General features: G+C 65.3%; 23 protein-coding genes, 1 tRNA gene and 1 riboswitch. Of the genes, 16 read left to right on the top strand and 8 right to left on the bottom strand.

Annotation, left to right across the window (positions count from 1 at the left end; translation table 11 throughout):
* The first annotated feature begins 175 nt into the window (after positions 1 to 175).
* The gene (locus IVA81_RS15575) at positions 176 to 1,183 is read left to right on the top strand and encodes an Hsp33 family molecular chaperone (RefSeq protein ID WP_247319583.1); all 1,008 of its coding nucleotides are present in this window, start codon (positions 176 to 178) and stop codon (positions 1,181 to 1,183) included.
* 893 nt (positions 1,184 to 2,076) lie between these two features.
* On the opposite strand, the gene apaG is transcribed toward IVA81_RS15575, so the two are convergent.
* Entirely contained in the window at positions 2,077 to 2,469 is a 393-nt protein-coding gene (gene apaG / locus IVA81_RS15570) for a Co2+/Mg2+ efflux protein ApaG (RefSeq protein ID WP_246931092.1), read from the bottom strand.
* Between the two features lie 182 nt (positions 2,470 to 2,651).
* Here apaG and IVA81_RS15565 point away from each other — a divergent pair, with 182 nt between their 5' ends.
* The 3 genes from IVA81_RS15565 to IVA81_RS15555 are packed head-to-tail and all read left to right on the top strand — an operon-like array spanning position 2,652 to position 5,668.
* Positions 2,652 to 3,908, top strand: a complete 1,257-nt coding sequence (locus tag IVA81_RS15565) for an OpgC domain-containing protein (protein WP_247319581.1) — start codon at positions 2,652 to 2,654, stop codon at positions 3,906 to 3,908.
* Positions 3,908 to 4,678, top strand: a complete 771-nt coding sequence (locus tag IVA81_RS15560) for an SGNH/GDSL hydrolase family protein (RefSeq protein ID WP_247319577.1) — start codon at positions 3,908 to 3,910, stop codon at positions 4,676 to 4,678. The genes IVA81_RS15565 and IVA81_RS15560 overlap by 1 nt, the downstream gene beginning before the upstream one ends.
* Before the next feature lie 12 nt (positions 4,679 to 4,690).
* Positions 4,691 to 5,668 carry an SGNH/GDSL hydrolase family protein gene (locus IVA81_RS15555; protein WP_247319574.1) on the top strand — a complete coding sequence of 326 codons (978 nt, stop codon included), beginning with the start codon at positions 4,691 to 4,693 and terminating at the stop codon, positions 5,666 to 5,668.
* Between the two features lie 113 nt (positions 5,669 to 5,781).
* Here IVA81_RS15555 and IVA81_RS15550 read toward each other — a convergent pair whose 3' ends face one another.
* Positions 5,782 to 6,969, bottom strand: a complete 1,188-nt coding sequence (locus IVA81_RS15550; protein WP_246925532.1) for an O-succinylhomoserine sulfhydrylase — start codon at positions 6,967 to 6,969, stop codon at positions 5,782 to 5,784.
* A gap of 74 nt (positions 6,970 to 7,043) precedes the next feature.
* Positions 7,044 to 7,123: riboswitch (SAM riboswitch) on the bottom strand.
* A gap of 110 nt (positions 7,124 to 7,233) precedes the next feature.
* Here IVA81_RS15550 and IVA81_RS15545 point away from each other — a divergent pair.
* From IVA81_RS15545 to IVA81_RS15530, 4 genes are all read left to right on the top strand, one after another.
* Complete coding sequence (locus tag IVA81_RS15545; RefSeq protein ID WP_247319572.1) at positions 7,234 to 8,340, top strand: 2'-deoxycytidine 5'-triphosphate deaminase; 1,107 nt, start codon at positions 7,234 to 7,236, stop codon at positions 8,338 to 8,340.
* Positions 8,341 to 8,477: 137 nt separating this feature from the next.
* Positions 8,478 to 8,894 carry a PAS domain S-box protein gene (locus tag IVA81_RS15540; RefSeq protein ID WP_247319570.1) on the top strand — a complete coding sequence of 139 codons (417 nt, stop codon included), beginning with the start codon at positions 8,478 to 8,480 and terminating at the stop codon, positions 8,892 to 8,894.
* Positions 8,895 to 8,997: 103 nt separating this feature from the next.
* Positions 8,998 to 10,050 (top strand): hypothetical protein, encoded by a 1,053-nt coding sequence (locus IVA81_RS15535; protein WP_247319569.1) that lies wholly within the window; start codon positions 8,998 to 9,000, stop codon positions 10,048 to 10,050.
* A gap of 340 nt (positions 10,051 to 10,390) precedes the next feature.
* The gene (locus IVA81_RS15530) at positions 10,391 to 11,827 is read left to right on the top strand and encodes an MATE family efflux transporter (protein ID WP_247319568.1); all 1,437 of its coding nucleotides are present in this window, start codon (positions 10,391 to 10,393) and stop codon (positions 11,825 to 11,827) included.
* On the opposite strand, the gene IVA81_RS15525 is transcribed toward IVA81_RS15530, so the two are convergent.
* From IVA81_RS15525 to IVA81_RS15500, 6 genes are all read right to left on the bottom strand, one after another.
* Positions 11,824 to 12,339: a hypothetical protein gene (locus IVA81_RS15525; RefSeq protein ID WP_247319567.1), complete on the bottom strand. Its 516-nt coding sequence runs from the start codon at positions 12,337 to 12,339 to the stop codon at positions 11,824 to 11,826. The two genes, IVA81_RS15530 and IVA81_RS15525, sit on opposite strands and share 4 nt — an antisense overlap.
* 113 nt (positions 12,340 to 12,452) lie before the next feature.
* The gene (locus IVA81_RS15520; protein WP_247319566.1) at positions 12,453 to 12,851 is read right to left on the bottom strand and encodes an SRPBCC family protein; all 399 of its coding nucleotides are present in this window, start codon (positions 12,849 to 12,851) and stop codon (positions 12,453 to 12,455) included.
* Positions 12,852 to 12,989: 138 nt separating this feature from the next.
* Entirely contained in the window at positions 12,990 to 13,349 is a 360-nt protein-coding gene (locus IVA81_RS15515; protein ID WP_247319565.1) for a VOC family protein, read from the bottom strand.
* 103 nt (positions 13,350 to 13,452) lie between these two features.
* The gene (locus IVA81_RS15510; protein ID WP_247319564.1) at positions 13,453 to 13,812 is read right to left on the bottom strand and encodes a hypothetical protein; all 360 of its coding nucleotides are present in this window, start codon (positions 13,810 to 13,812) and stop codon (positions 13,453 to 13,455) included.
* 129 nt (positions 13,813 to 13,941) lie between these two features.
* Positions 13,942 to 14,781: an AraC family transcriptional regulator gene (locus IVA81_RS15505; protein WP_247319562.1), complete on the bottom strand. Its 840-nt coding sequence runs from the start codon at positions 14,779 to 14,781 to the stop codon at positions 13,942 to 13,944.
* 10 nt (positions 14,782 to 14,791) lie between these two features.
* Positions 14,792 to 15,370 carry a methylated-DNA--[protein]-cysteine S-methyltransferase gene (locus IVA81_RS15500; RefSeq protein ID WP_247319560.1) on the bottom strand — a complete coding sequence of 193 codons (579 nt, stop codon included), beginning with the start codon at positions 15,368 to 15,370 and terminating at the stop codon, positions 14,792 to 14,794.
* Positions 15,371 to 15,541: 171 nt separating this feature from the next.
* Here IVA81_RS15500 and IVA81_RS15495 point away from each other — a divergent pair.
* The 8 genes from IVA81_RS15495 (at position 15,542) to xylA (ending at position 21,445) form a co-directional block, all read left to right on the top strand.
* Positions 15,542 to 15,615 (top strand) — tRNA-Gly (locus IVA81_RS15495).
* A 44-nt stretch (positions 15,616 to 15,659) separates the two neighbouring features.
* Positions 15,660 to 15,878, top strand: a complete 219-nt coding sequence (locus IVA81_RS15490; RefSeq protein ID WP_247319559.1) for a hypothetical protein — start codon at positions 15,660 to 15,662, stop codon at positions 15,876 to 15,878.
* Complete coding sequence (locus tag IVA81_RS15485) at positions 15,865 to 16,185, top strand: type II toxin-antitoxin system RelE/ParE family toxin (RefSeq protein ID WP_247319557.1); 321 nt, start codon at positions 15,865 to 15,867, stop codon at positions 16,183 to 16,185. Before IVA81_RS15490 ends, IVA81_RS15485 begins: the two co-directional genes overlap by 14 nt.
* Before the next feature lie 179 nt (positions 16,186 to 16,364).
* Complete coding sequence (locus tag IVA81_RS15480) at positions 16,365 to 16,946, top strand: XRE family transcriptional regulator (RefSeq protein ID WP_247319555.1); 582 nt, start codon at positions 16,365 to 16,367, stop codon at positions 16,944 to 16,946.
* 42 nt (positions 16,947 to 16,988) lie between these two features.
* Positions 16,989 to 17,450, top strand: coding sequence for a GNAT family N-acetyltransferase (locus tag IVA81_RS15475; protein ID WP_247319552.1), 462 nt, complete (start codon positions 16,989 to 16,991; stop codon positions 17,448 to 17,450).
* 95 nt (positions 17,451 to 17,545) lie between these two features.
* Positions 17,546 to 18,586, top strand: coding sequence for a LacI family DNA-binding transcriptional regulator (locus IVA81_RS15470; protein WP_247319551.1), 1,041 nt, complete (start codon positions 17,546 to 17,548; stop codon positions 18,584 to 18,586).
* An 81-nt stretch (positions 18,587 to 18,667) separates the two neighbouring features.
* Complete coding sequence (xylB, locus tag IVA81_RS15465; protein ID WP_247319603.1) at positions 18,668 to 20,122, top strand: xylulokinase; 1,455 nt, start codon at positions 18,668 to 18,670, stop codon at positions 20,120 to 20,122.
* Positions 20,123 to 21,445: a xylose isomerase gene (gene xylA / locus IVA81_RS15460; protein WP_247319550.1), complete on the top strand. Its 1,323-nt coding sequence runs from the start codon at positions 20,123 to 20,125 to the stop codon at positions 21,443 to 21,445.
* The last annotated feature ends 5 nt before the right edge of the window (positions 21,446 to 21,450 follow it).

Genomic DNA, 21,450 nt, shown 5'->3' with positions numbered 1-21,450 from the left:
GTTTGAGGGACGACCGCCTTCCAACCAACAGGCCGCTCGCGAGCGCGCTTCCAAATCGCGCCGTAGCGAGCGGGCGGCCGGCCCGTTACCCCATCTACGCAGGCCGCGGTTCCTAGAGCGGCGGAATGTGGGCGCCCCCTTCCATTTCCCGTCCTCCGACCCCAGATAGACCGCCATGGTTTCCCAATCTCCCGACATGAAAGCCAGGCCCGAAGGCCCGGTTCGCGCACCATCGGCGGTTCCGATCGATGATGCCGTGCTGCCCTACGAGGTCGACGCGCTCGACGTGCGCGGGCGGCTGGTGCGACTTGGCCCGGCGCTCGACGAGATCCTGACCAAGCACGATTATCCGGCGCCGGTCGGCAAGCTGCTCGGCGAGGCCATCGTGCTGACGACGCTGCTCGGCACCGCGCTGAAATTCGAGGGTCGCTTCATTCTGCAGGCCCAGACCGACGGCCCGGTGTCATTCCTGGTCGTCGACTACATGGCGCCGGATCGCCTGCGCGCCTATGCGCGCTTTGACGCCGCGCGTCTCGGCGAGACCAGGGATTCCGGCGCGCTGCTCGGCCGCGGTCATCTCGCCATGACCATCGACCAGGGCCCCGACATGAGCCGCTACCAGGGCCTCGTCGCCCTCGACGGCGGCAGCCTGGAAGACGCCGCCCACGAATATTTCCTGCGCTCGGAGCAGATCCCGACGCGCGTGCGCCTCGCGGTTGGCGAGGAGTGGCGCTCGAACGACGGCGGCAAGCATCGTTGGCGCGCCGGCGGCATGCTGATGCAGTTTCTACCGAAGGCGCCGGAGCGCGCGCGGCAGGCGGACTTGCATCCCGGCGATGCCCCTGATGGCGTCGAGGCGCACAGCGTCACTGAAGACGATGCCTGGGTCGAGGCGCGTTCGCTGATCGAGACGGTCGAAGACGTCGAGCTGATCGATCCCGAGCTCTCCGGCGAACGGCTGCTGTTCCGCCTGTTCCACGAGCGCGGTGTGCGCGTGTTCAATCCGATGGTCCTCAAGGCGCAGTGCTCCTGCTCGCGCGATGCCGTCGCCTCGATGCTCAAGAGCTTCTCGCCCGACGACCGCGCCGCGATGGTCAAGGACGACAAGGTCGTCGTCACCTGCGAGTTCTGCTCGTCAGTGTACGATTTCACGCCGGATGAGGCGGGGGTCGAAGACGCGTAGCGAACTCTCGTAGGGTGGGCAAAGCGAAGCGTGCCCACGTCTCTGAAATCGTGAAAGATGGTGGGCACGGCGCTTTGCGCCTTTGCCCACCTTACGGCACCTCGCTGTGTCGCGCCGCTGTCAATCCACTCGCGCAAAAATATTCCACTTTACCGAAATTCGGTTTCGGCGTATGTGTCGCTCACCCCGGCTCACTCAAGAGGGGCGATCTTGTGGTCGTCACGTTCGCGAGCCGGGTCTGCGGTGGACGCGGCAGCGTCGGCACGAGAGGTGCGGGCAGGGCGGGTAGTCCCTGTGAGCCCGAGGCTTCGTGCAGACGAGCGGCGCTGCTAGGTTCGTCTCGCCTGTAAGTTTCCGGCTCCGTCGACAGGGCTGGAAAAACTGCGGCGAAATGGCGAACCGCGCGTACGGCAAAACCGTGTGGTCCTGACCGTCGTTGCTACGGTCAAGCCTTTCGCGAAGATGCGAGCGAGCTCAACCGGGCAGACTGCATCATCCAATTCGCGGGGCGAGGGAGGCCAGAAGGAAAGTTCGGCTCCCGGGAGAGCACGGCATAAGCCGTCCGACCATCGCGCAGGGAAGGCCGAGTGATCGGCACCACCTGTATGCTGCTGTGCGGTTCTTCCTGCGTGTGCATTTCGCGCAGCGGACCGCGGGTGCGAGCTGGCACCCGGCCTTCCCTGCGCCCTCTTGGCTTTTAGAGGGTGGAGCGACCAAGCAAAGCTCGGGCGAAACCAGCCGCGAGAATGCGAAGGCGTGTCTGTGAGTCAAACTACGTGCCACCCACTCGATATCGTAGGGTGGAAAAGGCGCTCTTGCGCCGTGCCCACGATCTCTCTCGGCCGCGAAAAATACGTGGGCACGCTTCGCTTTGCCCACCCTACGGCACCGCCTCAGTTCAACACCCGCTTGCTGTCCGGGCTGTCCAGCGAAAACGCCGGCACGTCGATCTCGAAGCGCTCGCCGCTTTCGGTGACCATCTGGTAGCGGCCGGTCATGAAGCCGGAGGCGGTCGAGAGCGGGACGCCCGAGGTGTATTCGAAGCGCTCGCCGGGGGCCAGGATCGGCTGCTCGCCGACCACGCCCTCGCCCTTCACCTCCTGCTGGCGGCCGGAGGCGTCGGTGATGATCCAGTGCCGCGTCTTGAGCTGCACGGTCTCCTCGCCGGAATTGGTGATGACGATGGTGTAGGACCAGAAGTAGCGGGAACGGTCGGCCGACGACTGCTCCGGAACAAAGTTCGGCTCGACGGTCACTTCGATCTGGCGGGTCACGGCGCGATACATCTGGCCATCATACCGATTCCCCGGCCGGGAACCAAACGCGCAACACGGCTTTGGCGACATCGTCCCGCCAGAATTCGCGGGGAAGTACACCCCGATTTGATCCAGCCGCTTTGCGAGAAAACGGCCGGACCGGTACACTTCCTTTGACGCGTCGCGATTTGCGGAAGGGTTTTTGGCCCCCAATGACCATTGCCGACCAAGTGACGGGACAGACGATCGCGGGAACCGCGGGGGCCAAGCCCGCAGGGACCAAGCCGCGCGCCGCCGCACCTGCCATCACGCTGCCCGCCATCGGCGAGCGCGAGCTCCGGCTCGACCTGTTCCGCGGGCTCGCGCTGTGGCTGATCTTCATCGACCATCTGCCGGCCAGTCTCTTGACGTGGTTCACCATCCGCAATTACGGCTTCAGCGACGCCACCGAGATCTTCATCTTCATCTCCGGCTACACCGCCGCCTTCGTCTACGGAAGGGCGATGCTGGAGAGTGGCGTCCTCATCGCCACCGCGCGCATCCTGCGCCGGGTCTGGCAGATCTACGTCGCCCACGTCTTCCTGTTCACGATCTTCCTCGCCGAAATCTCCTATGTCGCGACCAGGTTCGAGAACCCGCTCTACACCGAAGAAATGGGTATCCTGGATTTCCTCAAGCAGCCCGACATCACCATCGTGCAGGCGCTGCTGCTGCGCTTCCGTCCGGTCAACATGGACGTGCTGCCGCTCTACATCGTGCTGATGCTGGCGTTGCCGCTGATCCTGTGGTCGATGAAATGGCGCCCCGACTTCACGCTCGGCCTCTCGGTCGCGCTCTACGTTGTCACCTGGGAATACGATCTCTATCTGTCGGCCTATCCGAACGGCTTCTGGGCCTTCAATCCCTTCGCCTGGCAATTGCTGTTCGTGTTCGGTGCATGGTGCGCGCTCGGAGGTGCGCGACGGATGTCGCGCATCCTGGCCTCGCCCGTGACGATGTGGATATCGATCGCCTATCTCGCGGCGGCGTTCTGCGTGACGCTGACCTGGTACGTGCCGCAGCTCTCCCACTTCATGCCGAAGCGGATCGAGCAGTGGATGTATCCGATCGACAAGACCGATCTCGACGTGCTGCGCTTCACGCATTTCCTGGCGCTGGCCGCGCTCACCGTGCGCTTCCTGCCCCGGGATTGGCCGGGCTTGAAATCGCGCTGGCTGCGACCATTGATTCTATGCGGGCAGCATTCGCTCGAGATCTTCTGCCTCGGCGTCTTCCTGGCCTTCGCCGGCCATTTCATTCTCGCCGAAGTCTCCGGCGGCGCAGCCATGCATGCGCTGATTAGTCTCTCCGGGGTCCTGATCATGTGGGGCGTGGCGTGGGTGATTTCGTGGTACAAGCGGGTGGCTGACAAGAGCGGTGCGAAAACCAAAAACGCCGTCGGCAACGCCGATCTGGCGGGAGGGGGCTGATGAAGGCGAAGGTTCTCCTGAGCCTGATCCTGCTATGCGGTAGCCTCGCCGCGCCTGTGGCGCGCGCGGGCGATGCTGCGCCTGCCGCGCCCGCGGCGTGCGAACTGCCGTCCTATCTGCTTACCAGCGAAAGTCGGCTTTCCAGGGTCGCCGATGCCGTCAAGGCCGCCAAACCGCTCGACATCCTCGTCATCGGCAGCCGCTCGACCACGATTCCGTCTTCGGAAAGCAGCTCCTATCCGGCGCGCATGGAGGCAATCCTCAAGGAGAAGCTGCCAGCGTCCGAGGTGGTGCACGTCTCCGTAGAAATACAGAGCAAGAGAACGGCGGAGGAGGCCGCCTCCACCTTCGTTAAGCTGATAGAAGCAAAAACGCCTACTTTGGTCATCTGGCAGACCGGGACCGTGGATGCTATCCGATCCATCGATCCCGACGAATTTCGCAGCGCCGTGACCACAGGGGTTGTTGCGTTGCAAAAGGCAGGGGCCGACGTCGTCTTGATGAATTTGCAGTACAGCCCGCGCACCGAAACGATGATCTCGGCGCAACCGTTTCTCGATAACATGCGCGTGGTGGCGCAGGAGCACGATATTCCGCTGTTCGATCGTTTTGCGATCATGCGGCAGTGGAATGACCAGGGTCAGTTCGACCTGTTCAGCCCGTCCCGCGGGCCCGAACTGGCGAAGCAGGTCCATGATTGCCTTGGCCGGGCGTTGGCACAGTTCGTGATCGACGCTGCCCATCTGGAGCCGGCCCAGCAGCAAAATTGAGGTCTAGCGTTAATGAGTTCTCTCCGCCCTTTTTGCCTGACAACATGGTTTGCCGCGCCTGCAGCCGCGATGCTGTTGTTGCTGACGCCGGCCGCGCAGTCGCATGCGCAGGCGCCGGCCGCACCCGCGCAGTCGGCTGATCCCGCTTCCGCTTCGCCCTCCCAGACCACTGTCGCAGCGACGTCGCCCGAGCAGCGCGGCGTCACGGCGCGCGCCGTCGACAAGGTGAAGCAGGTCGCCAAATCCGCCGCCGACATCTTCAGCCGCGTGCCCTGCCTGCCGCCGAAGGGCGGCTCGAAGGCAATGGGTACGCTGCCGCATGTGGCAAGCAAGCTCGTCGCGGGCCAGCCTGTCTTGATCGTCGCGTTCGGCTCGTCGTCGACTGCAGGTTTCGGCGCGAGCTCGCCGGAGTTCAATTATCCGAACCGTCTCGCCGCGCAGCTGCGCCGGCACTATCCGACCGCCGACATCACCGTCGTCAATGCCGGCGTCGGCGGCGAGGATGCGCCCGAGATGATGAAGCGCCTTCAGACGCAGGTGATCGACGTGCATCCGGATCTCGTGATCTGGCAGGTCGGCACCAACGCCGTGCTGCGCAATCTCGACCCCGGCGATACCGCAAAGCTGGTCGAGGACGGCATCAGCCGCATCCAGGCCGCCGGCGGCACCGACATCGTGCTGGTCGATCCGCAATATTCGCCAGCCGTCAACCAGCGCAAGGAGAGCGCCGGCAAGATGATCAAGCTGCTCGGCAACGTCGCCGAGCTCCGCCACGTCGGCATCTTCCCGCGCTTCGAGGTGATGCGCGACTGGCACGAGAACCAATCGATCCCGGTCGAGAGCTTCGTCATCGCCGACGGCTTGCACATGAACGATTGGGGCTATGCCTGCTTCGCCCAGCTGCTCGGCGACGACATCGTCCGCTCCGTCGGCCAGATCAAGCTCGGGGTGAACGTGCCGGCGGATGTGCGGACGTATCGGCCGATGTAACTCGGCGCCGTAGGGTGGGCAAAGGCGCATCGCGCCGTGCCCACCATCTCGTCATTACAATCGATAACGGTGGGCACGCTTCGCTTTGCCCACCCTACGAGACCTTCGTCGCCTTACGCCTTCTCCAGCGCGGCGGTCAGATCCTCGATCAGATCATCCGCATGCTCGAGCCCCGCGGAGAAGCGGATGAAGCCTTCGCCGATGCCGAGGGCGGCGCGGTCTTCCGGCTTCAGGCGCTGATGCGTCGTGGTCGCCGGATGCGTGACGAGGCTCTTGGCGTCGCCGAGATTGTTCGAGATCCTCGCAAGCTTGAGCTCGTTGAGCACGCGGAACGCAGCCTGCTTGCCGCCCTTGACCTCGAAGCCGACCAGCGTCGAGCCGCCGCGCATCTGCTTTTTCACCAGCGCTGCCTGCGGATGATCGGCGCGGCCGGGATAAACCAGCCGCGCGATCTTCGGATGGCTCGCCAGCACCTCGGCGATGCGCGCAGCGGTATCGGTCTGCGCGCGCACGCGCACGCCGAGCGTCTCCAGGCCCTTGAGCAGGACCCAGGCGTTGAACGGCGAGATCGACGGGCCGGTCTGGCGCATGAAATTGTGGATGTGCTCGGCGATGAAGGCTTCCGAGGACAGGATGACGCCGCCGAGGCAGCGGCCCTGGCCGTCGATATGCTTGGTCGCGGAATAGACCACGACGTCGGCACCCAGCGCGAGCGGGCTCTGCCAGATCGGGGTTGCGAACACGTTGTCGACGATGAGCCGCGCGCCGCCCTTGTGCGCGATCTCGGCGATGCCGGGAATGTCGAGCACATCGAGCGTCGGATTGGTCGGACTCTCCAGGAAGAACGTCTTGGTGTTCGGCCTCACCGCGCGCTGCCATTGGTCGAGGTCGAGCCCGTCGACCAGCGTGGTCTCGATGCCGTAGCGCGGCAGCAGGTCCTGCACGACGTAGAGGCACGAGCCGAACAGCGCCCGCGAGGCCACCACGTGATCGCCGGCCTTGAGCGGCGCCAGGATCGCGGTCGTCACCGCGGCCATGCCGGTTGCCGCCGAGCGGGCCGCCTCGGCGCCTTCGAGCTCGATCATGCGGCGCTCGAACATCGCGATGGTGGGATTGGAGTAGCGCGAATAGATGAAGCCCGGATCCTCGCCCTTGAACCGAGCCTCGCATTCCTCGGCGCTGTTGTAGACGTAGCCTTGGGTCAGGAACAGCGACTCCGACGTCTCGCCATATTGCGAGCGCAGGGTCCCGGAATGGACCAGACGGGTTTCGGGACGGTAGTTGGTGGTCGACTTCGACATAGGTACCTCCGACATGACCGCCTCGTCGAAAACGGTCACAAAAAAACCGGCCTGGATATCTCCACGGGCCGGGATCACAGAGGTCCCCGGCCTGTTTAGCGACTTATTTAACGTGGCTGCAAGCCGGCCGGCTCAAATCACCACGGGATAAGTGATGCTCATATTCCGCAATGCCCTTTCCGTCAAGGCGTCCATCGGATAGCCGTAAAAGGCTTGTATTTTCCGCATGTCCGGATGCATTTGACCCCTGATGAGGATCCCCGGTTGACGTTTACGGTCGCGCCCGACGCCAATGGTATCCTGCCCGACCGCATGATCGCGGCGATGGCGGACGCGGGGCTTATCCTGCCCGCCTACGACTTCGTCGAGAGCCAGATCCAGCCGGCGAGCCTCGATTTGCGTCTCGGCGACATTGCCTATCGCGTCCGCGCCAGCTTCCTGCCCGGTCCCGGCGCAACCGTGGCCGAGCGCATCGACGAATTGAAGCTGCACGAATTCAGCCTCGCCGACGGCGCGGTGCTGGAGACGAACTGCGTCTACATCGTGCCGCTGCTGGAAAGCCTGGCGCTGCCGCCGGAGATCGTCGCGGCCGCCAACCCGAAGAGCTCCACCGGCCGGCTCGACGTCTTCACCCGCGTGATCGCCGACGGCACCCGCCGCTTCGACATGATCGGCGCCGGCTATCACGGTCCGCTCTATGCCGAGATCAGCCCGAAGACGTTTCCGGTGCTGGTCAGTGAGGGCTCGCGCCTCAGCCAGGTGCGCTTCCGCACCGGTGACGCCATCCTCAATGCCGACGAGCTCGATGGCTTGCATGCCGCCGAGCGCCTTGTCGACATCGACGATGCCGATCTGTCTGGCGGCGTCGCCGTCTCCGTCGATCTCTCGGGCGAGAAGGCAAACGGCTTCGTCGGTTATCGCGCCAAGCGCCACACCGGCGTCATCGACGTCGATCGCCGCTCCGGCTACGCGGTGGAAGATTTCTGGGAGCCGATCTCGGCACGTCCCAACGGCAGCCTGATCCTCGATCCCGGCGAGTTCTACATCCTCGCCTCGAAGGAAGCCGTGCAGGTGCCGCCCGACTACGCCGCGGAGATGGTGCCGTTCGATCCGCTGGTCGGCGAATTCCGCGTGCATTATGCCGGATTCTTCGATCCCGGCTTCGGCTATGCCGGCGCCGGCGGGCTCGGATCGCGTGCTGTGCTCGAGGTGCGCTCGCGCGAAGTGCCGTTCATCCTCGAGCATGGCCAGATCGTCGGCCGTCTCGTCTACGAGAAGATGCTGGCGCGCCCCGACGCCATGTATGGCCAGCGCATCGGTTCGAATTATCAGGCTCAAGGCCTCAAACTATCGAAGCATTTTCGGGTGTAGCGATATCGCGTAGCCCGGATGGAGCGACTTGTCCGCCGTAGCTCAAAGAGCGAAGGCGGAAGCGAAATCCGGGAAAGTCTCACTTGTGGCACGATCCCGGATTACGCTGCGCTACATCCGGGCTACAAGGTGGTGACATGACCGATCCATCCCAACTCGACGCAAGAATCCTCGACGACGCCGCGGACGCGCTGATCTATTCGGATCGCTCCGGCACGATCATGCGTTGGAACCGCGCCTCGATCGCGCTGTTCGGCTTCACCGCGGACGAAGCGCTCGGCCAGAATCTGGATCTGATCATTCCCGAACATTTGCGCGCCGCGCACTGGAAAGGTTTCGAGGCCGCGCTTGCGAGCGGCAGCATGAAGCTTGCGGGCAAGCCGACGCTGACCCGCGCGCTGAACAAGAGCGGACGCAAGCTCTACATCGAGATGACCTTCGCGCTGGTGCGGGATTCCAGCGGCAACGTCCTGGGATCTGTGGCGATGGCGCGCGATGTCACCGAACGGGTCGAGCGCGAGCGCGCCGCCAAGGCGCCGCCGCAAACTTCGTGATGCGGAATTGGCGGGCGGTCGCGCAGGGCGCCCTGCTTGGGCGGCATTTGCTAGCTTGAAGGTGCGGTGACACACTCGATCAAAACCACGATCGGGAGCGAACATGACCGCTGCATCGGACCTCGCGCAGGAAGCCCAATGGAAGCGCTGGCGCGCGGTCGCCGACCTCTATCACGCCTACTTCACCGGGCTCATCCTCACCGTCGTCACGCGGCGCGGACCTGCGGATGCCGCCGAGTTCGTCTTCCGCGTATTCCGCCGCCAGCAGCAGGAGCGCTTCCTGCCGGGGCTTGAAAAGCTCGGCCTCAGCCATCTGCCGCCGGCGGTCGCGGCCGCGCAATATCACTACCTCTCCAACTGGATCGGCGGCGTGCATGTCGAATACATGTATGAGAGCGACACCAAGGCCTGGATCCGTTATCCGCCGCCGCGCTGGATCTGGAAGGGCACCGCGATCTGCGGCGTGCCGGGCGAGGTTTCCCGCGCGATGCTGCGCGGCTGGCACGCGAACAATGGCGCAGCCCTCGGCGATCTCCGTCTTGGGTTCGTCTGCACCAAGCAGAGCGTCGATGGCCAGGACGGGCTCGAAGGCTACTATCATCAATACGACCATCCGCTAGAACTCGATCAGCGCCTGGTGTTCGCGCGGCATCTGGAAGCGCCATTATTCGACGCCAAGACCGCGCCGGCGCTGCCGGTCACGAGTTGGCCGAAACCGCGTCTGGAGAAAGCCTATCGCAACTACGCGATGGAATATGTGCGCACCGCCGCGCCCGTGATGGTGCAGCTGTTCGGCCCGGAAGACGCCGGCTACCTGCTGCACCTCACCGGCAAGCTGATCGGGATGCAGTATTTTGACGAAGTCGCAGCCGCGCTGGCGATGAGCCGCGGCGGTGCAAGCGAGTTCGCATCGTTCCTGAGCGCGCTGTTCGCCGCGCAGGATGATGCGGCCACGGCGACGCAATCCGAAAGCACGTTCGAACTCAGCCAGCAGAGCTGGAAGCTGATGGACGACGTCGCCGACTATCATCCCGCTTGCGCTGGGGTGCTGAAGGGATTGTTCGAAGGCCTGGCCGCGGGATGCGGGCGGCATATCGCCGTGCATCTGCGCCCCGCCGCTGGCGGCCGCCCGCCGTTGGTCTGGACGATCGGGTAGACGACAGTGCCGGCGCGCGCGTCACCTCGCCCCGCTTGCGGGGAGAGGTCGGATTGCATCGAAGATGCAATCCGGGTGAGGGGGAGTCTCCGCGAGTCCGACTGTCACCGTCCTCTCGGATACAGCCCCTCACCCCAACCCTCTCCCCGTAAGAACGGGGAGAGGGAGAAGATAATTCACCCATCGAAATGCGCTGCCGCAGGGCACGCCTGCATCTGGCGCAGGAGCAATCGCTCCGCGCCGTGCTAACAAGCCCTCACCGCGCCCCGCGCGCGAGCAAATTTATTGTCACACCTACGCATTGCCGCGCCGCAAAGAGCGCTCGTGCCCCGGAGAGGATATGTCCGACATCGCCGAAATCCCGGTCGATGAGCAAGAGCGTCCGCTGCCGCCGCCTCCGCAGCCGGTGCGAAGCGCACTGACCGACGGGCCGATCCTGCGCACGCTGCTCGGCCTCGCCTGGCCCAACGTGATCGCGCTGTCGGCCGGCACCTGTACGGTGATCGCGGAGACCTCCTATATCGGCCGCCTCGGTGTCGAGGCGCTGGCGGCGATGGCGCTGGTGTTTCCGACCGTGATCCTGACCATGACCATGTCCGGCGGCGCCATGGGCGGTGCGGTGGCTTCCGCCATTGCACGCGCGCTCGGCGCCGGCGATCGCGAGCGCGCCGGCACGCTCGCCATGCATGCGTTGTTGATCGGCATCAGCTTCGGCCTCGTCTTCATGCTGGGCATGTTGATCTTCGGGCCCCGGGTGCTGGAAATGCTTGGTGGCCGCGGCGATGTGCTGACCCATGCGGTTGCCTACACGCAGGTGTTTTTCGGCGGCGCCGTGCTGCCCTGGCTGCTCAACACCATGGCCGGCGTGTTGCGCGGCACCGGCAACATGAAGCTGCCGTCGTTCCTCATCCTCAACTCCGCGGCCTGGCAGATCGTGCTCGGCGGCACGCTCGGCCTCGGGCTCGGGCCGGTGCCGCAGTTCGGCATGCGCGGCGTCGCGGCCGGCGCGCTGATCGCCTATTGCATGAACATCGGCATCATGGGCTGGTACCTGTTCTCGGGGCGTGCGCGTGTCACACCGAAGCTGCGCGGCCTGCGCGTCCAATGGGCGATGTTTTTCGACATCCTCAAGGTCGGCGCCATCGCCTGCTTCTCGCCGCTGCAATCGGTGCTGACGATCTCGATCTTCACCCACATGCTGGCGCAGTTCGGCACCGCGATCCTCGCCGGCTACGGCATCGGCGCGCGGCTGGAATTCCTGCTGACCTCGATCGCGTTCTCGTTCGGCATCGCCTGTGTGCCGATGGTCGGGATGGCGATCGGCGCAGGCAACATCGCGCGCGCCCGGCGCGTCGCCTGGATCGCCAGTGCTGCCGCCTTCGTGGCCGTCGGCGCGCCGGCGTGCATCGTTGCGATGTTTCCCGATCTCTGGATCAATATCTTCACCGACAGCGCGGCTGTGCGCGCGGCAAGCCATCAATATCTCTCGACGGTCGGGCCGTTCTACGCGTTTTTCGGGCTTGCAACGACGATGTATTTCTCATCGCAAGGCGCAGCCAAGGTGATCGGGCCGGTGCTGGCGCAGACGGCGCGGCTGATCTACATCTCCGCCGTAGGCTGGTGGCTGTCGACCCATGACGCCACCGCGCAGAGTTTTTTCTGGCTAGCTGCGAGCTCGATGGTCGTGCTCGGCCTGCTCTCATCCTCCAGCGTCTTGCTGACGCGCTGGGGACCGCGCGGCAGCAAGGGCGCGATCAGACCAGCTCTGTCCAGCTAGCGATGCTTGTGGCGGCGATGGCCAGCGCCGCCGACATTAGTGAGCCGCATCAATTGCGGGATCATCGCCATCATGTCGCCGCCACCGGCGCCACCGAGCATGCCCATGATGTCGCCGCCGCCCATGCCACTGAACCCGGTCGGCATGTAACCGCCTCCGGCCATCGGCGTGTAGCCGCCGTAATTGGGCGCGCCGAAGCCGCCGCCGAGACTGCCGCCGCCGAGGCCATTGATGCCGCCGCCGCCCATCATGCCACCAAATCCACCGCCGCCATTCTCCATCATGCGGCTCATCATCGGGCCCATGGTCTGCATCATCATGGCGAAGCGGCGCTTGCCCATTTTCGCCTTCATCATCTCTAGCATCGGCGCCATCTGGGTCATCATGTCCTCGCCGCCGGCGCCGCCTGCGCCGCCGAACCCTGCGAGCTGCGCCTTCGCCGGCGTGCTCGCGACGGAAAACAGCAGCAGCACAGCGGCCGCCTGGCAGATCACCTTGTCCGCACCTCTCATGGCATGCTCCTCGCGTGCGCAGCGCCGCCGGGAGAGCGGAGCCAACCGGACGCACGCCGCGATGGTTACGGCTGGCGAGGGCGCAGCTCTGTGAGAAAATTCACACAGGAGGATCAGGCCGCCGGCGGAAACGCCCGGTGCATGGCGGCCGCGGCCTCCTTGGTTTGCCCCTGAACGTAGGGCGCAAGCTCGTTCGGCAGCATGTCGATGATCCAGACCAGGCGGCATCGCGTCTCAGCGTCGGCAATCACCTGCACCGAGGCGCTATAGTGCTTCAGTCGCTCGTTGTTGATGGCGTAGACGAGACGCCGTCGCGCATCGTCGCAATCGACCAGCACCTCGCGGGCCACCGACCCGTTGGCGAAGGTGACGATGCGCGCATCGCCGTCAAGCGTGCAGGCAGTGACGAATCCGGGCGCCAACCGCTGATGCAGCGCGCCGAAGTCGCGCACCGCGTCCCAGACGTCGCGCGCCGGGGCGTTGATGAGGATGTCGTTGTGGATGGAGGCCATGGGAGTTTCCTCAAATGAAGTCTTGTAGGGTGGGCAAAGGCGCATAGCGCCGTGCCCACGATTTATCGGCATTGTCGCGAGCAGCTGGTGGGCACGCTTCGCTTTGCCCACCCTACGATCTCGTGAACGGTTGACGGCTCACGCACAAACCGCCTCGACATTGTTGCCGTCAGGGTCGATCAAAAACGCCGCATAATAGGTCGGGCTGTAATCCTTGCGCGGACCCGCGCCGCCATTGTCACGTCCGCCGCTGTTCAGGCCTTCGCTGTGAAATGCCTTCACTGCGTCATGGTCCTTGGCGCGGAACGCGATGTGAGCGCCGTCGGCCTTGCGGCCCTTGTTCAGATGCAGCCACAGGGCCGGCTCGCCCTTCGGGCCGAAGCCGGCATAACCGTCGCCGCTGGAGCACAGGACGTAACCGAGCGGCGCCAGCACCGCGGTGTAGAAGCGCGTCGCGGCGTCGAGATCGGCAACGCGAAGTCCGATGTGGTCGTACATGTCCGTCTCCATTTTCAAAGCGCACCATGAAGGCGCGCGCCGGAGACGAAGCTAGCCGGGCAGAGGCGGATGACTCTTGGAGAATCTTGCGCTCGGAACCCGGCTAGTTCGCCGGTGCCTCCGATTGCCACCGGATCACCCGTTTCAGGTGATGGACCTGAACCCACATGTTCGTTCCGATCACACTGACCGTTGCGACGATCAGCGCCGTGAGCTTTTGCGGGTCATGAAGGGCGAGAACGAGCAGGAACGCGGACAGGCCCGCCGTTACGCCGAAGCTGAACCAGAGTCCGATCAGGCGTGGTGCGAACCAGGCCGGCTGACCGTCAGTGCCCCATTGCATCGGAATCCTGCGCGAGGTGATCTGGCGGCCATAATAAACGGCGCAGCCGGCGATGAAGGCGAGGCCCACGGCAAGCGCGACCGCTGTGGCCGCAATCACGTCATTCGGGGCACTGTTCATCCGCCGCTCGCCGCACTGAGAGAGCGCTCATTCGCTCTTGGGTTGTAGTATCGCGCGGCATGCCGTAAGCCCAGTGCGACGCATCCGTCTGGTCAACAGACTATTACCTGCGATGCCGGCCGACCTGTCTCAGTTGAGGACGAGGCGTTCGGCGAAGATCCCGCGCTCCCCCTTCGAGGCTTGGCGGAATTTGGTCGGCGATACGCCGGCAGCGCGGTGGAAGGTGCGGACGAAGTTGGAGAGATCGCCGAAGCCGACGTCATAGGCGACATCGGTAACCGCGATGCCGTCATCAGCGAGCAACCGCGCCGCGTGCCGCAGCCGCGAGCGCACCAGATATTGATGCGGGGTGACGCCGAGCACACTCGAGAACAGCCGCAGGAAGTGGAACGGGCTGAGGCCCGCCAGCTTTGCTGCCTGTTCGAGATCAATCTCGGCATGCGAGTTGTCGTCGATCCACAGCGCGGCCTCGACTGCGCGGCGGCGGTCGCGCGCGGTGGGTGTGGCCGGCTTGCGCGCCTGACCCGAGACCACATCAACGAAGCGGCCGGCCAGGATCTGACCGACTTCGTCGAGGCCGATGTCGCTGTTGCCATCTGCCGCCGTCTGGGCGAGCTCGCCCAGCACCATCAATTCGGGCAGCGGCGGCGTGGCGCCGACCCGCCAGATCTCGCGCTGCCCACTGAGGGCATCGACCATGTCCTCGCTGAGAAAGAACCCCAGACAGACATCGCCGCTGACATGCTCATGGGTGCAGGTGTATTCCTCGCCGGGCGCGCCGACCAGCATCGAGCCCGCCACCAGCTCGAAGAACCCGGCGCGGCAATGGCAGCCAAAGCTGCCCGAGCGGACATAGGCGATGGAATGCCCGGTGCGGCATTCGGCAAATGGCGTATCGTCGGGTCCCGCATCGCAGCGAAACTCGAAGACCGTGATCGATTGTGTCGTCAGCAGCGTGGTTGCGTCCATGCCACCTTATCTAGGTGGACGGCCTCGGCGGAGCAACGGGCAGGAGCACCTCGAACAGCGTCTTGCTGGCGACGGGATGGGCGCCCTCCAGCGCCAGCAGCCGCCGCTTGGAGATCACCCCGCCATAGGGCGAGAGGCGGTCGGTGTAATTGCCGGCCTCCAGCACCCGGTGGCAGGGCACGATCAGCATGTAGGGATTTCTGGCGATCGCCTGCGCCAGCGAATGCGCCGCGCCTGAGGCGCCCAGCGCCCTGGCGACCTCATGATAGGTGCGGGTTTCCCCGCGCGGAATCGAGCAGGCGAACTCATAGACGCGCCGATTGAAGCCGGGCACGCCGCTGGCATCCAGGCTGACGTCGGAAAAATCGGGATCGCGGCGTTGCAGCAGGCCCACGATGCCCTCGATCGCAAGCTCGGCATTTTCGGACGGCCGCTGCTCACGCGCGTCGGGATGGATTTGAAAAATCCGGCGGCGGGTGTCGATCTCCCGCGCCTCCGGCAATTGCACGGCGACCACGCCGGTGCTGCTCCAGATGATGCCGCAGCGCCCGATCGTTGTGTCGAATATCGAATAGCCACGCCCCACCATGCACACGCCCCACTCAGTGCACGTCTCTCCCCAGACAAAAGATCATAACACCGCCACAATCCGGCGCACCCAAAATCTTGCCAAAACCTTAAGAAGCGTTCGGCCGGTTGCGCCAAACCGCTTGGCGAGGCGCGCCGTCTCGGCTAATCAGGACAGGCGCGAAGCGCATCCGCGGGCGTAGTTCAATGGTAGAACGGCAGCTTCCCAAGCTGCATACGAGGGTTCGATTCCCTTCGCCCGCTCCAAGTTTTCGGCCCGGCCGGTCTGCGGAATGTGGTAGGCTGAGGTTATGGCCAGGACGCTCGAACAAGCCATCGCGCAAATTTCCCAGCTGCCGGCCGCCGATCAGGAAGAGATCGGCCGGAAACTGCTTTCGCATGTCGAAAAGCTCAACGCTCTTCGGTCTGAAATTGATCGGGGCATCCAGTCGCTCGATGCAGGCAAGGGCGAGGCCCTAAATATGGAAGAGTTCCTGCGCGAAAAGAACTCTCGGCATGGGGGAGCGTAAGCTTCAAGTCATTTGGTCGCCGGAAGCGCTCGACGATATTGATCAGCTTTGGGACTACTACGCCGAGGTGGCAGGAGGCGCGACGGCCGACAGGATCTTGCGCCAGATCGGGCAAGCCGTCACGCTCATCGAGGATTTTCCCCTTGCGGGACGGGCGCGAGATGAAATTCGCTCCGGCCTGCGTTCGATGGCGGTTGCTCCGCAAATTGTCTTCTATCGCTTGAGGGATGATCGGGCCGAGATCGTGCGCCTGCTCGACGGCAGGCGGGACATCGAGGCCATTTTTTCCGACGACAAGAATGGGTAGCAGAGCGAGGGCGCCGAAGGCCTCGCTTGTCCACCGAGCCCAAGCATCTCGGCAATCGGCTGCTCCGCAAAGATTCTAATATGTTAGCCTCTAGCTTTCGGCACGCATGCCGCGCCCGCCCTAAGCTTATGCCGCCCGGCGGATGCGGTCCCTGCGCCGGGCGATGTCGGGATGAACCCATGGACCAGCAGAAACTCGACCGCGCGATCGGTCGCCGCTTGAAGACGCTGAGGACGCAGGCGGGCATGACGTTGAACGAACTCGCTGGCCGCTCCGGTGTCAGCCGGGCCATGATCGGGCGGGTCGAGCGGGCGCAGAGCAGCGCGACGGCTTCGCTGCTCGGCAAGCTTTGCGCTGCGCTCGACGTATCGCTCAGCGACGTGGTCGCGCTCGCCGAGAAGCCGCCGGAGCGGCTGGTGCGGCTCGCCGACCAGCCGCACTGGCGTGATCCCGAGAGCGGCTATCGCCGTCGGCACGCCTCACCGACGGATGCGGCGAGCGGCATCGAGATCATCGTCGTCGACCTGCCGGCCGGGGCGCGGGTGCCGTACAGTCCCTGGGGCCGCAACGCCTTCACCCAGCAGCTCCTGATGCTGGAGGGTGCGATCGCCGTGTACATCGACGCCAAGACGGTGCGCCTGCGCGAGGGCGACTGCCTGGATTTCGACGTGATGCGCGCTGTGATCTTCGAGAACGAAACCAAACAGGATGCGCGCTACGTCATCATCACGCGCCGCGGCTCCTCCTACGGCAAGATGTGAGAGCGCCGATGCGACGCGAGACCTTCAAGTGAGGCCCTGACGATGCAGATCCGGACCGGCGATACCTTCGATCCCCGCGTCATCGCCCTGCTCGATCATCACGTTACGGCTGCGCGGGCGCAGACCGCGCCGGGCAGTGCGCATGCGCTCGATCTGGCGGGCCTTCGCGCGGGCGACGTCGCGTTCTGGACCGGATGGGACGGCGAGCTACTCGTTGCCACCGGCGCGCTGAAGACGCTCTCGGTCACCCATGGCGAGGTGAAGTCGATGCACACGCTTCAGACCACGCGGCGGCGCGGCTTCGGCGGCGAGATGCTCCGTCACATCATCACGGAGGCCCGCGCGCGCGGCCTGAAGCGGCTGAGCCTCGAGACCGGCTCATGGGACTATTTCAAGCCGGCGCATGCGCTCTACCAGGCGCACGGCTTCGTCCTCTGCGGCCCGTTCGAGTTCTATGGCGAAGATCCCAACAGCCTGTTCCTGACGCTCGACCTGAGCTGCTGAGCAGGCATCGCGCTGCGCCAGCCGCGACTCGAAAATGCGGCGCCGTCCCTCAAAATGAGTTGCGCACCTCAAAACGCCTCTGCTAGCCTTCAGCCATGGCCGAGACGCTCACCCCGACCGCATTGACGCTGAAGGACATCGCCCGCGAGGCGGGCGTGAGCCTGGCGACGGTGGACCGCGTCCTGCACAACCGGCCGGGCGTACGGCCCGATACGGTGCGGCGCGTCAAGGCGGCGATCGAGCGCAATTCGTTCCAGCCCCACGTCGCCGCCGCGGAGCTCGCCCGTGGCCGAGCCCGCCGCTTTGCCTTCGTGATGCCGTCGGGGTCGAACCCGTTCATGCAGCAGATCGAGGCCTATCTCGGCGAGATGTCGGCTTGGCTCTCGGCGCGCCGCCTCAGCGTCGAGACGGTCACAACCGATGTATTCGACCCGTCGGTGCTCGCAGGCACCCTGGAGGCGCTGTCGGGCGATTGCGACGGCGTCGCGGTGGTGGCGCTGGATCATCCGAGCGTCCGCGCCGCGATCAACGATCTCGTCGATGCCGGCACCAAGGTGGTGACGCTGGTCTCAGATGTGCCGTCGGCACGCCGACACCATTATGTCGGCATCGACAACATCGCTGCGGGGCGCACCGCCGGTGCGCTGGTCGGGCGGCTGGTCGGCCAAAAGTCCGGCAAGGTCGCGATCGTCGCGGGCTCGCAGGGCCTGCGCGACCATGCCGAGCGCATCTTCGGCTTCAACCAGGTGATGGCGTCGGAATTCCCCGGTCTCAGCGTGCTGCCGGTGCTGGAGGGGCGCGACGAGGACGATCGCTCGGAACAGGTTTTGGCGCGACTGCTGGGCAGGCATGCTGATGTTGTCGGCCTTTATAACGTCGGCGCCGGCACGCAGGGCGTCGCCAAAGCGTTGAGCGATGCCGGTGAGGGCAAGGTGGTGTTCGTCGGTCATGACGTCACCGTGCTGACGCGGCGGCTACTGCTGCAGGGTGTGATGGATGCCGCGATCTCGCAGAACCCCGGACATGAAGCGCGCGCCGCGGTGCGCGTGCTGCTCGCGCTCGCCCGCGGCGAACCGATTCTGCGCGAACAGGAGAAGATCAGGATCGACATCGTGATGCGGGACAATCTGCCTTAGCGGCAGGTGGATATCGAACGGCCCCTGGCGGGGAGCGTGACCTTAAGATCGCGCATCGTCATGGGTAAAGAGGAGGATGATTTGTATCTCGGACTGGACATCGGCACATCCGGTGTGAAAGCGGTGCTCGTGAGCGAAGCTGGCGCGATTGTCGCGACGGCCACGCGCGAGCTTGCGCTATCGCATCCGGCGCCGCTGTGGTCCGAGCAGGATCCCGACGCGTGGGTCGATGCGGCGATCGGCGCGGTCGACGATCTCGCGGCCCGCCATCCGCGCGAGGTTGCACAGGTCGCCAGCATCGGCCTGTCGGGCCAGATGCACGGCGCGACGCTGCTCGACGAGGACGGACGGCCGCTGCGTCCCGCGATTCTCTGGAACGACGGCCGCTCGCAGGCCGAAAGTGCGACGTTGGAGCGGCGCTGTCCCTCGCTGCACACGATCGCCGGAAATCTGGCGATGCCTGGTTTCACCGCGCCGAAGCTGCTCTGGGTCGCGCGGCACGAGCCCGGTATTTTCGCGCGCGTGGCAAAAGTGCTGCTGCCGAAGGCCTATGTCCGCTATCGCCTGACCGGCGAGATGGTCGAGGACATGTCCGATGCGGCCGGCACGCTCTGGCTCGACGTCGGCCAGCGCCGCTGGTCGGCCCTGCTGCTGCATGCGACCGGGCTCGACCTTCATCACATGCCGCGCCTCGTCGAGGGCAGCGAGGTGAGCGCAGTGCTCGCGCCGGAATACGCGCAACGTTGGGGCATGACTGAGAACGTCGTCGTCGCGGGCGGCGCCGGCGACAACGCTGCGAGCGCGATCGGGCTCGGCGCCATCGCGCCCGGCGATGCGTTCCTGTCGCTCGGCACATCAGGCGTGGTGTTCCGCGTCACCGACCGCTTCGCGCCGGCGCCGGCCCAGGCCGTGCATGCGTTCTGCCACGCGCTGCCCGGCCTCTGGCACCAGATGGGTGTGATGCTCTCGGCGGCCGCCTCGCTGGCCTGGCTCGCCGGTGTGATGGAGACGCCCGCCGCAGCGCTGCTGGCACCGCTCGGCGAGCGTGTGGATGGGCCGAGCCCGATGAAATTCCTGCCCTATCTCGACGGCGAGCGCACGCCGCACAACGATGCCGCAGCCAGCGGCGCCTTTGTCGGCCTGCGCGGTGCGACCGGGCGCGCGCAGATCGTCCAGGCCGTGCTCGAAGGCGTCGCCTTTGCCGCGCGCGACAATCTGGCGGCGCTGAGCGCGGCGAGCGGGCCTGTTGCCGAGCTCGATCTCGTTGGCGGCGGCTCGCGCTCGCCGCTGTGGGCGCAGATTTGCGCCGATGTGCTCGGCATTCCCGTGCACCGCGTCGAGGAGGGCGAGGTGGGGGCGGCCCTCGGCGCCTCCAGGCTCGGCCGACTTGCCGCGACAGGTGAGGATCCGGCGCAAGTCTGCACCCGTCCGCGGCGGCTCGCGAGCTTCATGCCCCGGGCATCCGTCGCTGAAGCCTATGACGAGGCCTATCGGCGATGGCGTGCGCTTTATCCCGCATTGAAGGAGTCCTCTTAAGTGAACGCGTCAGCCAAATTCTTCGATGCAAGTGCACCCGTCGCCTTCGCCGGCAAGGACGCGGGACAAGCGCCCGCCTTCCGCTGGTACGACAAGGACCGCCTCGTCCATGGCCGCAGGCTCGAGGATCATTTGCGCTTTGCGGTCTGCTATTGGCATTCGTTGTGCTGGCCGGGCGGCGATCCCTTCGGTGGCGAGACGTTTCTGCGCCCTTGGCACCACGGCACCGATGCGATGGCGCAGGCGCGGGCCAAGGCCGATGTCGCCTTCGAACTGTTCCGCCTGCTCGACGTGGCGTTCTTCACCTTCCACGACGTCGACGCGGCGCCGGAAGGCGCCTCGCTCGCCGAGTCCGTCGCCAATCTCAATGCGATCGCCGATCTGTTCGAAGCGAAGATGGCTTCCGCGAAAGTCCGCCTGCTCTGGGGCACCGCCAATCTGTTCACGCATCGCCGCTACATGGCGGGCGCAGCGACCAATCCGGACCCCGACATCTTCACCTATGCCGCCGGCCAGGTCCGGGCCGCGCTGGAGGTGACGCACCGGCTCGGCGGCCAGAACTATGTGCTGTGGGGCGGGCGCGAGGGTTACGAGACCCTGCTCAACACCGATCTCAAGCGCGAGCTCGACCAGCTCGGCCGCTTCATCTCGCTGGTCGTCGAGCACAAGCACAAAATAGGCTTCAAGGGCCCGATCCTGATCGAGCCGAAGCCGAAGGAGCCGACCAAGCATCAATACGACTTCGACGTCGCCACCTGCTACGGCTTCCTCGCGCGCTACGACCTGCTCAAGGACGTCAAGCTCAACATCGAGCAGAACCACGCCATCCTCGCCGGTCATTCCTTCCATCACGAGGTCGCGCTCGCCGAGGCGCTCGGCGTGTTCGGCTCGCTCGACGTCAACCGCGGCGACGACCTGCTCGGCTGGGACACCGACCAGTTCGCGATGAACGTGCCGGAGCTCGCCCTGGTGTTCCACGAGATCCTGAACCGCGGCGGCTTCACCACGGGCGGGCTCAATTTCGACGCCAAGATCCGGCGACAGTCGATCGACCCGGACGACCTGATCCATGCCCATGTCGGCTCGATGGATGCCTGCGCGCGCGCCTTCCTCGCCGCGGCCGACATGCTCGATGCGGGCGCACTCACGACGCCGCTTGCCAAACGCTACGCGGGATGGGCCGGGCCCGAGGGCCGCGCCATTCTCGGCGGCCAGCGCTCGCTCGCCGATCTCGCCGACCGCGCGCTCGAGCCCGGCTTCGACCCGCAGCCGCGCTCAGGCCGGCAGGAATATCTGGAATCCCTGGTCAATCGTCATGTCTGAGGAAG

Origin of the sequence: Bradyrhizobium sp. 141 (assembly GCF_023074055.1) — a bacterium.
Lineage (GTDB): Bacteria > Pseudomonadota > Alphaproteobacteria > Rhizobiales > Xanthobacteraceae > Bradyrhizobium.
Note: the sequence above shows the minus strand (reverse complement) of the source record. Positions and strands in the feature narration are given on the sequence as shown.

Coding starts and splice junctions, on each gene's coding strand:
- IVA81_RS15575 (WP_247319583.1), top strand. CDS start 176: ATGGTTTCCCAATCTCCCGACATGAAAGCCAGGCCCGAAGGCCCGGTT.
- apaG (WP_246931092.1), bottom strand. CDS start 2,469: ATGTATCGCGCCGTGACCCGCCAGATCGAAGTGACCGTCGAGCCGAAC.
- IVA81_RS15565 (WP_247319581.1), top strand. CDS start 2,652: ATGACCATTGCCGACCAAGTGACGGGACAGACGATCGCGGGAACCGCG.
- IVA81_RS15560 (WP_247319577.1), top strand. CDS start 3,908: ATGAAGGCGAAGGTTCTCCTGAGCCTGATCCTGCTATGCGGTAGCCTC.
- IVA81_RS15555 (WP_247319574.1), top strand. CDS start 4,691: ATGAGTTCTCTCCGCCCTTTTTGCCTGACAACATGGTTTGCCGCGCCT.
- IVA81_RS15550 (WP_246925532.1), bottom strand. CDS start 6,969: ATGTCGAAGTCGACCACCAACTACCGTCCCGAAACCCGTCTGGTCCAT.
- IVA81_RS15540 (WP_247319570.1), top strand. CDS start 8,478: ATGACCGATCCATCCCAACTCGACGCAAGAATCCTCGACGACGCCGCG.
- IVA81_RS15535 (WP_247319569.1), top strand. CDS start 8,998: ATGACCGCTGCATCGGACCTCGCGCAGGAAGCCCAATGGAAGCGCTGG.
- IVA81_RS15530 (WP_247319568.1), top strand. CDS start 10,391: ATGTCCGACATCGCCGAAATCCCGGTCGATGAGCAAGAGCGTCCGCTG.
- IVA81_RS15525 (WP_247319567.1), bottom strand. CDS start 12,339: ATGAGAGGTGCGGACAAGGTGATCTGCCAGGCGGCCGCTGTGCTGCTG.
- IVA81_RS15520 (WP_247319566.1), bottom strand. CDS start 12,851: ATGGCCTCCATCCACAACGACATCCTCATCAACGCCCCGGCGCGCGAC.
- IVA81_RS15515 (WP_247319565.1), bottom strand. CDS start 13,349: ATGTACGACCACATCGGACTTCGCGTTGCCGATCTCGACGCCGCGACG.
- IVA81_RS15510 (WP_247319564.1), bottom strand. CDS start 13,812: ATGAACAGTGCCCCGAATGACGTGATTGCGGCCACAGCGGTCGCGCTT.
- IVA81_RS15505 (WP_247319562.1), bottom strand. CDS start 14,781: ATGGACGCAACCACGCTGCTGACGACACAATCGATCACGGTCTTCGAG.
- IVA81_RS15500 (WP_247319560.1), bottom strand. CDS start 15,370: ATGGTGGGGCGTGGCTATTCGATATTCGACACAACGATCGGGCGCTGC.
- IVA81_RS15490 (WP_247319559.1), top strand. CDS start 15,660: ATGGCCAGGACGCTCGAACAAGCCATCGCGCAAATTTCCCAGCTGCCG.
- IVA81_RS15485 (WP_247319557.1), top strand. CDS start 15,865: ATGGGGGAGCGTAAGCTTCAAGTCATTTGGTCGCCGGAAGCGCTCGAC.
- IVA81_RS15480 (WP_247319555.1), top strand. CDS start 16,365: ATGGACCAGCAGAAACTCGACCGCGCGATCGGTCGCCGCTTGAAGACG.
- IVA81_RS15475 (WP_247319552.1), top strand. CDS start 16,989: ATGCAGATCCGGACCGGCGATACCTTCGATCCCCGCGTCATCGCCCTG.
- IVA81_RS15470 (WP_247319551.1), top strand. CDS start 17,546: ATGGCCGAGACGCTCACCCCGACCGCATTGACGCTGAAGGACATCGCC.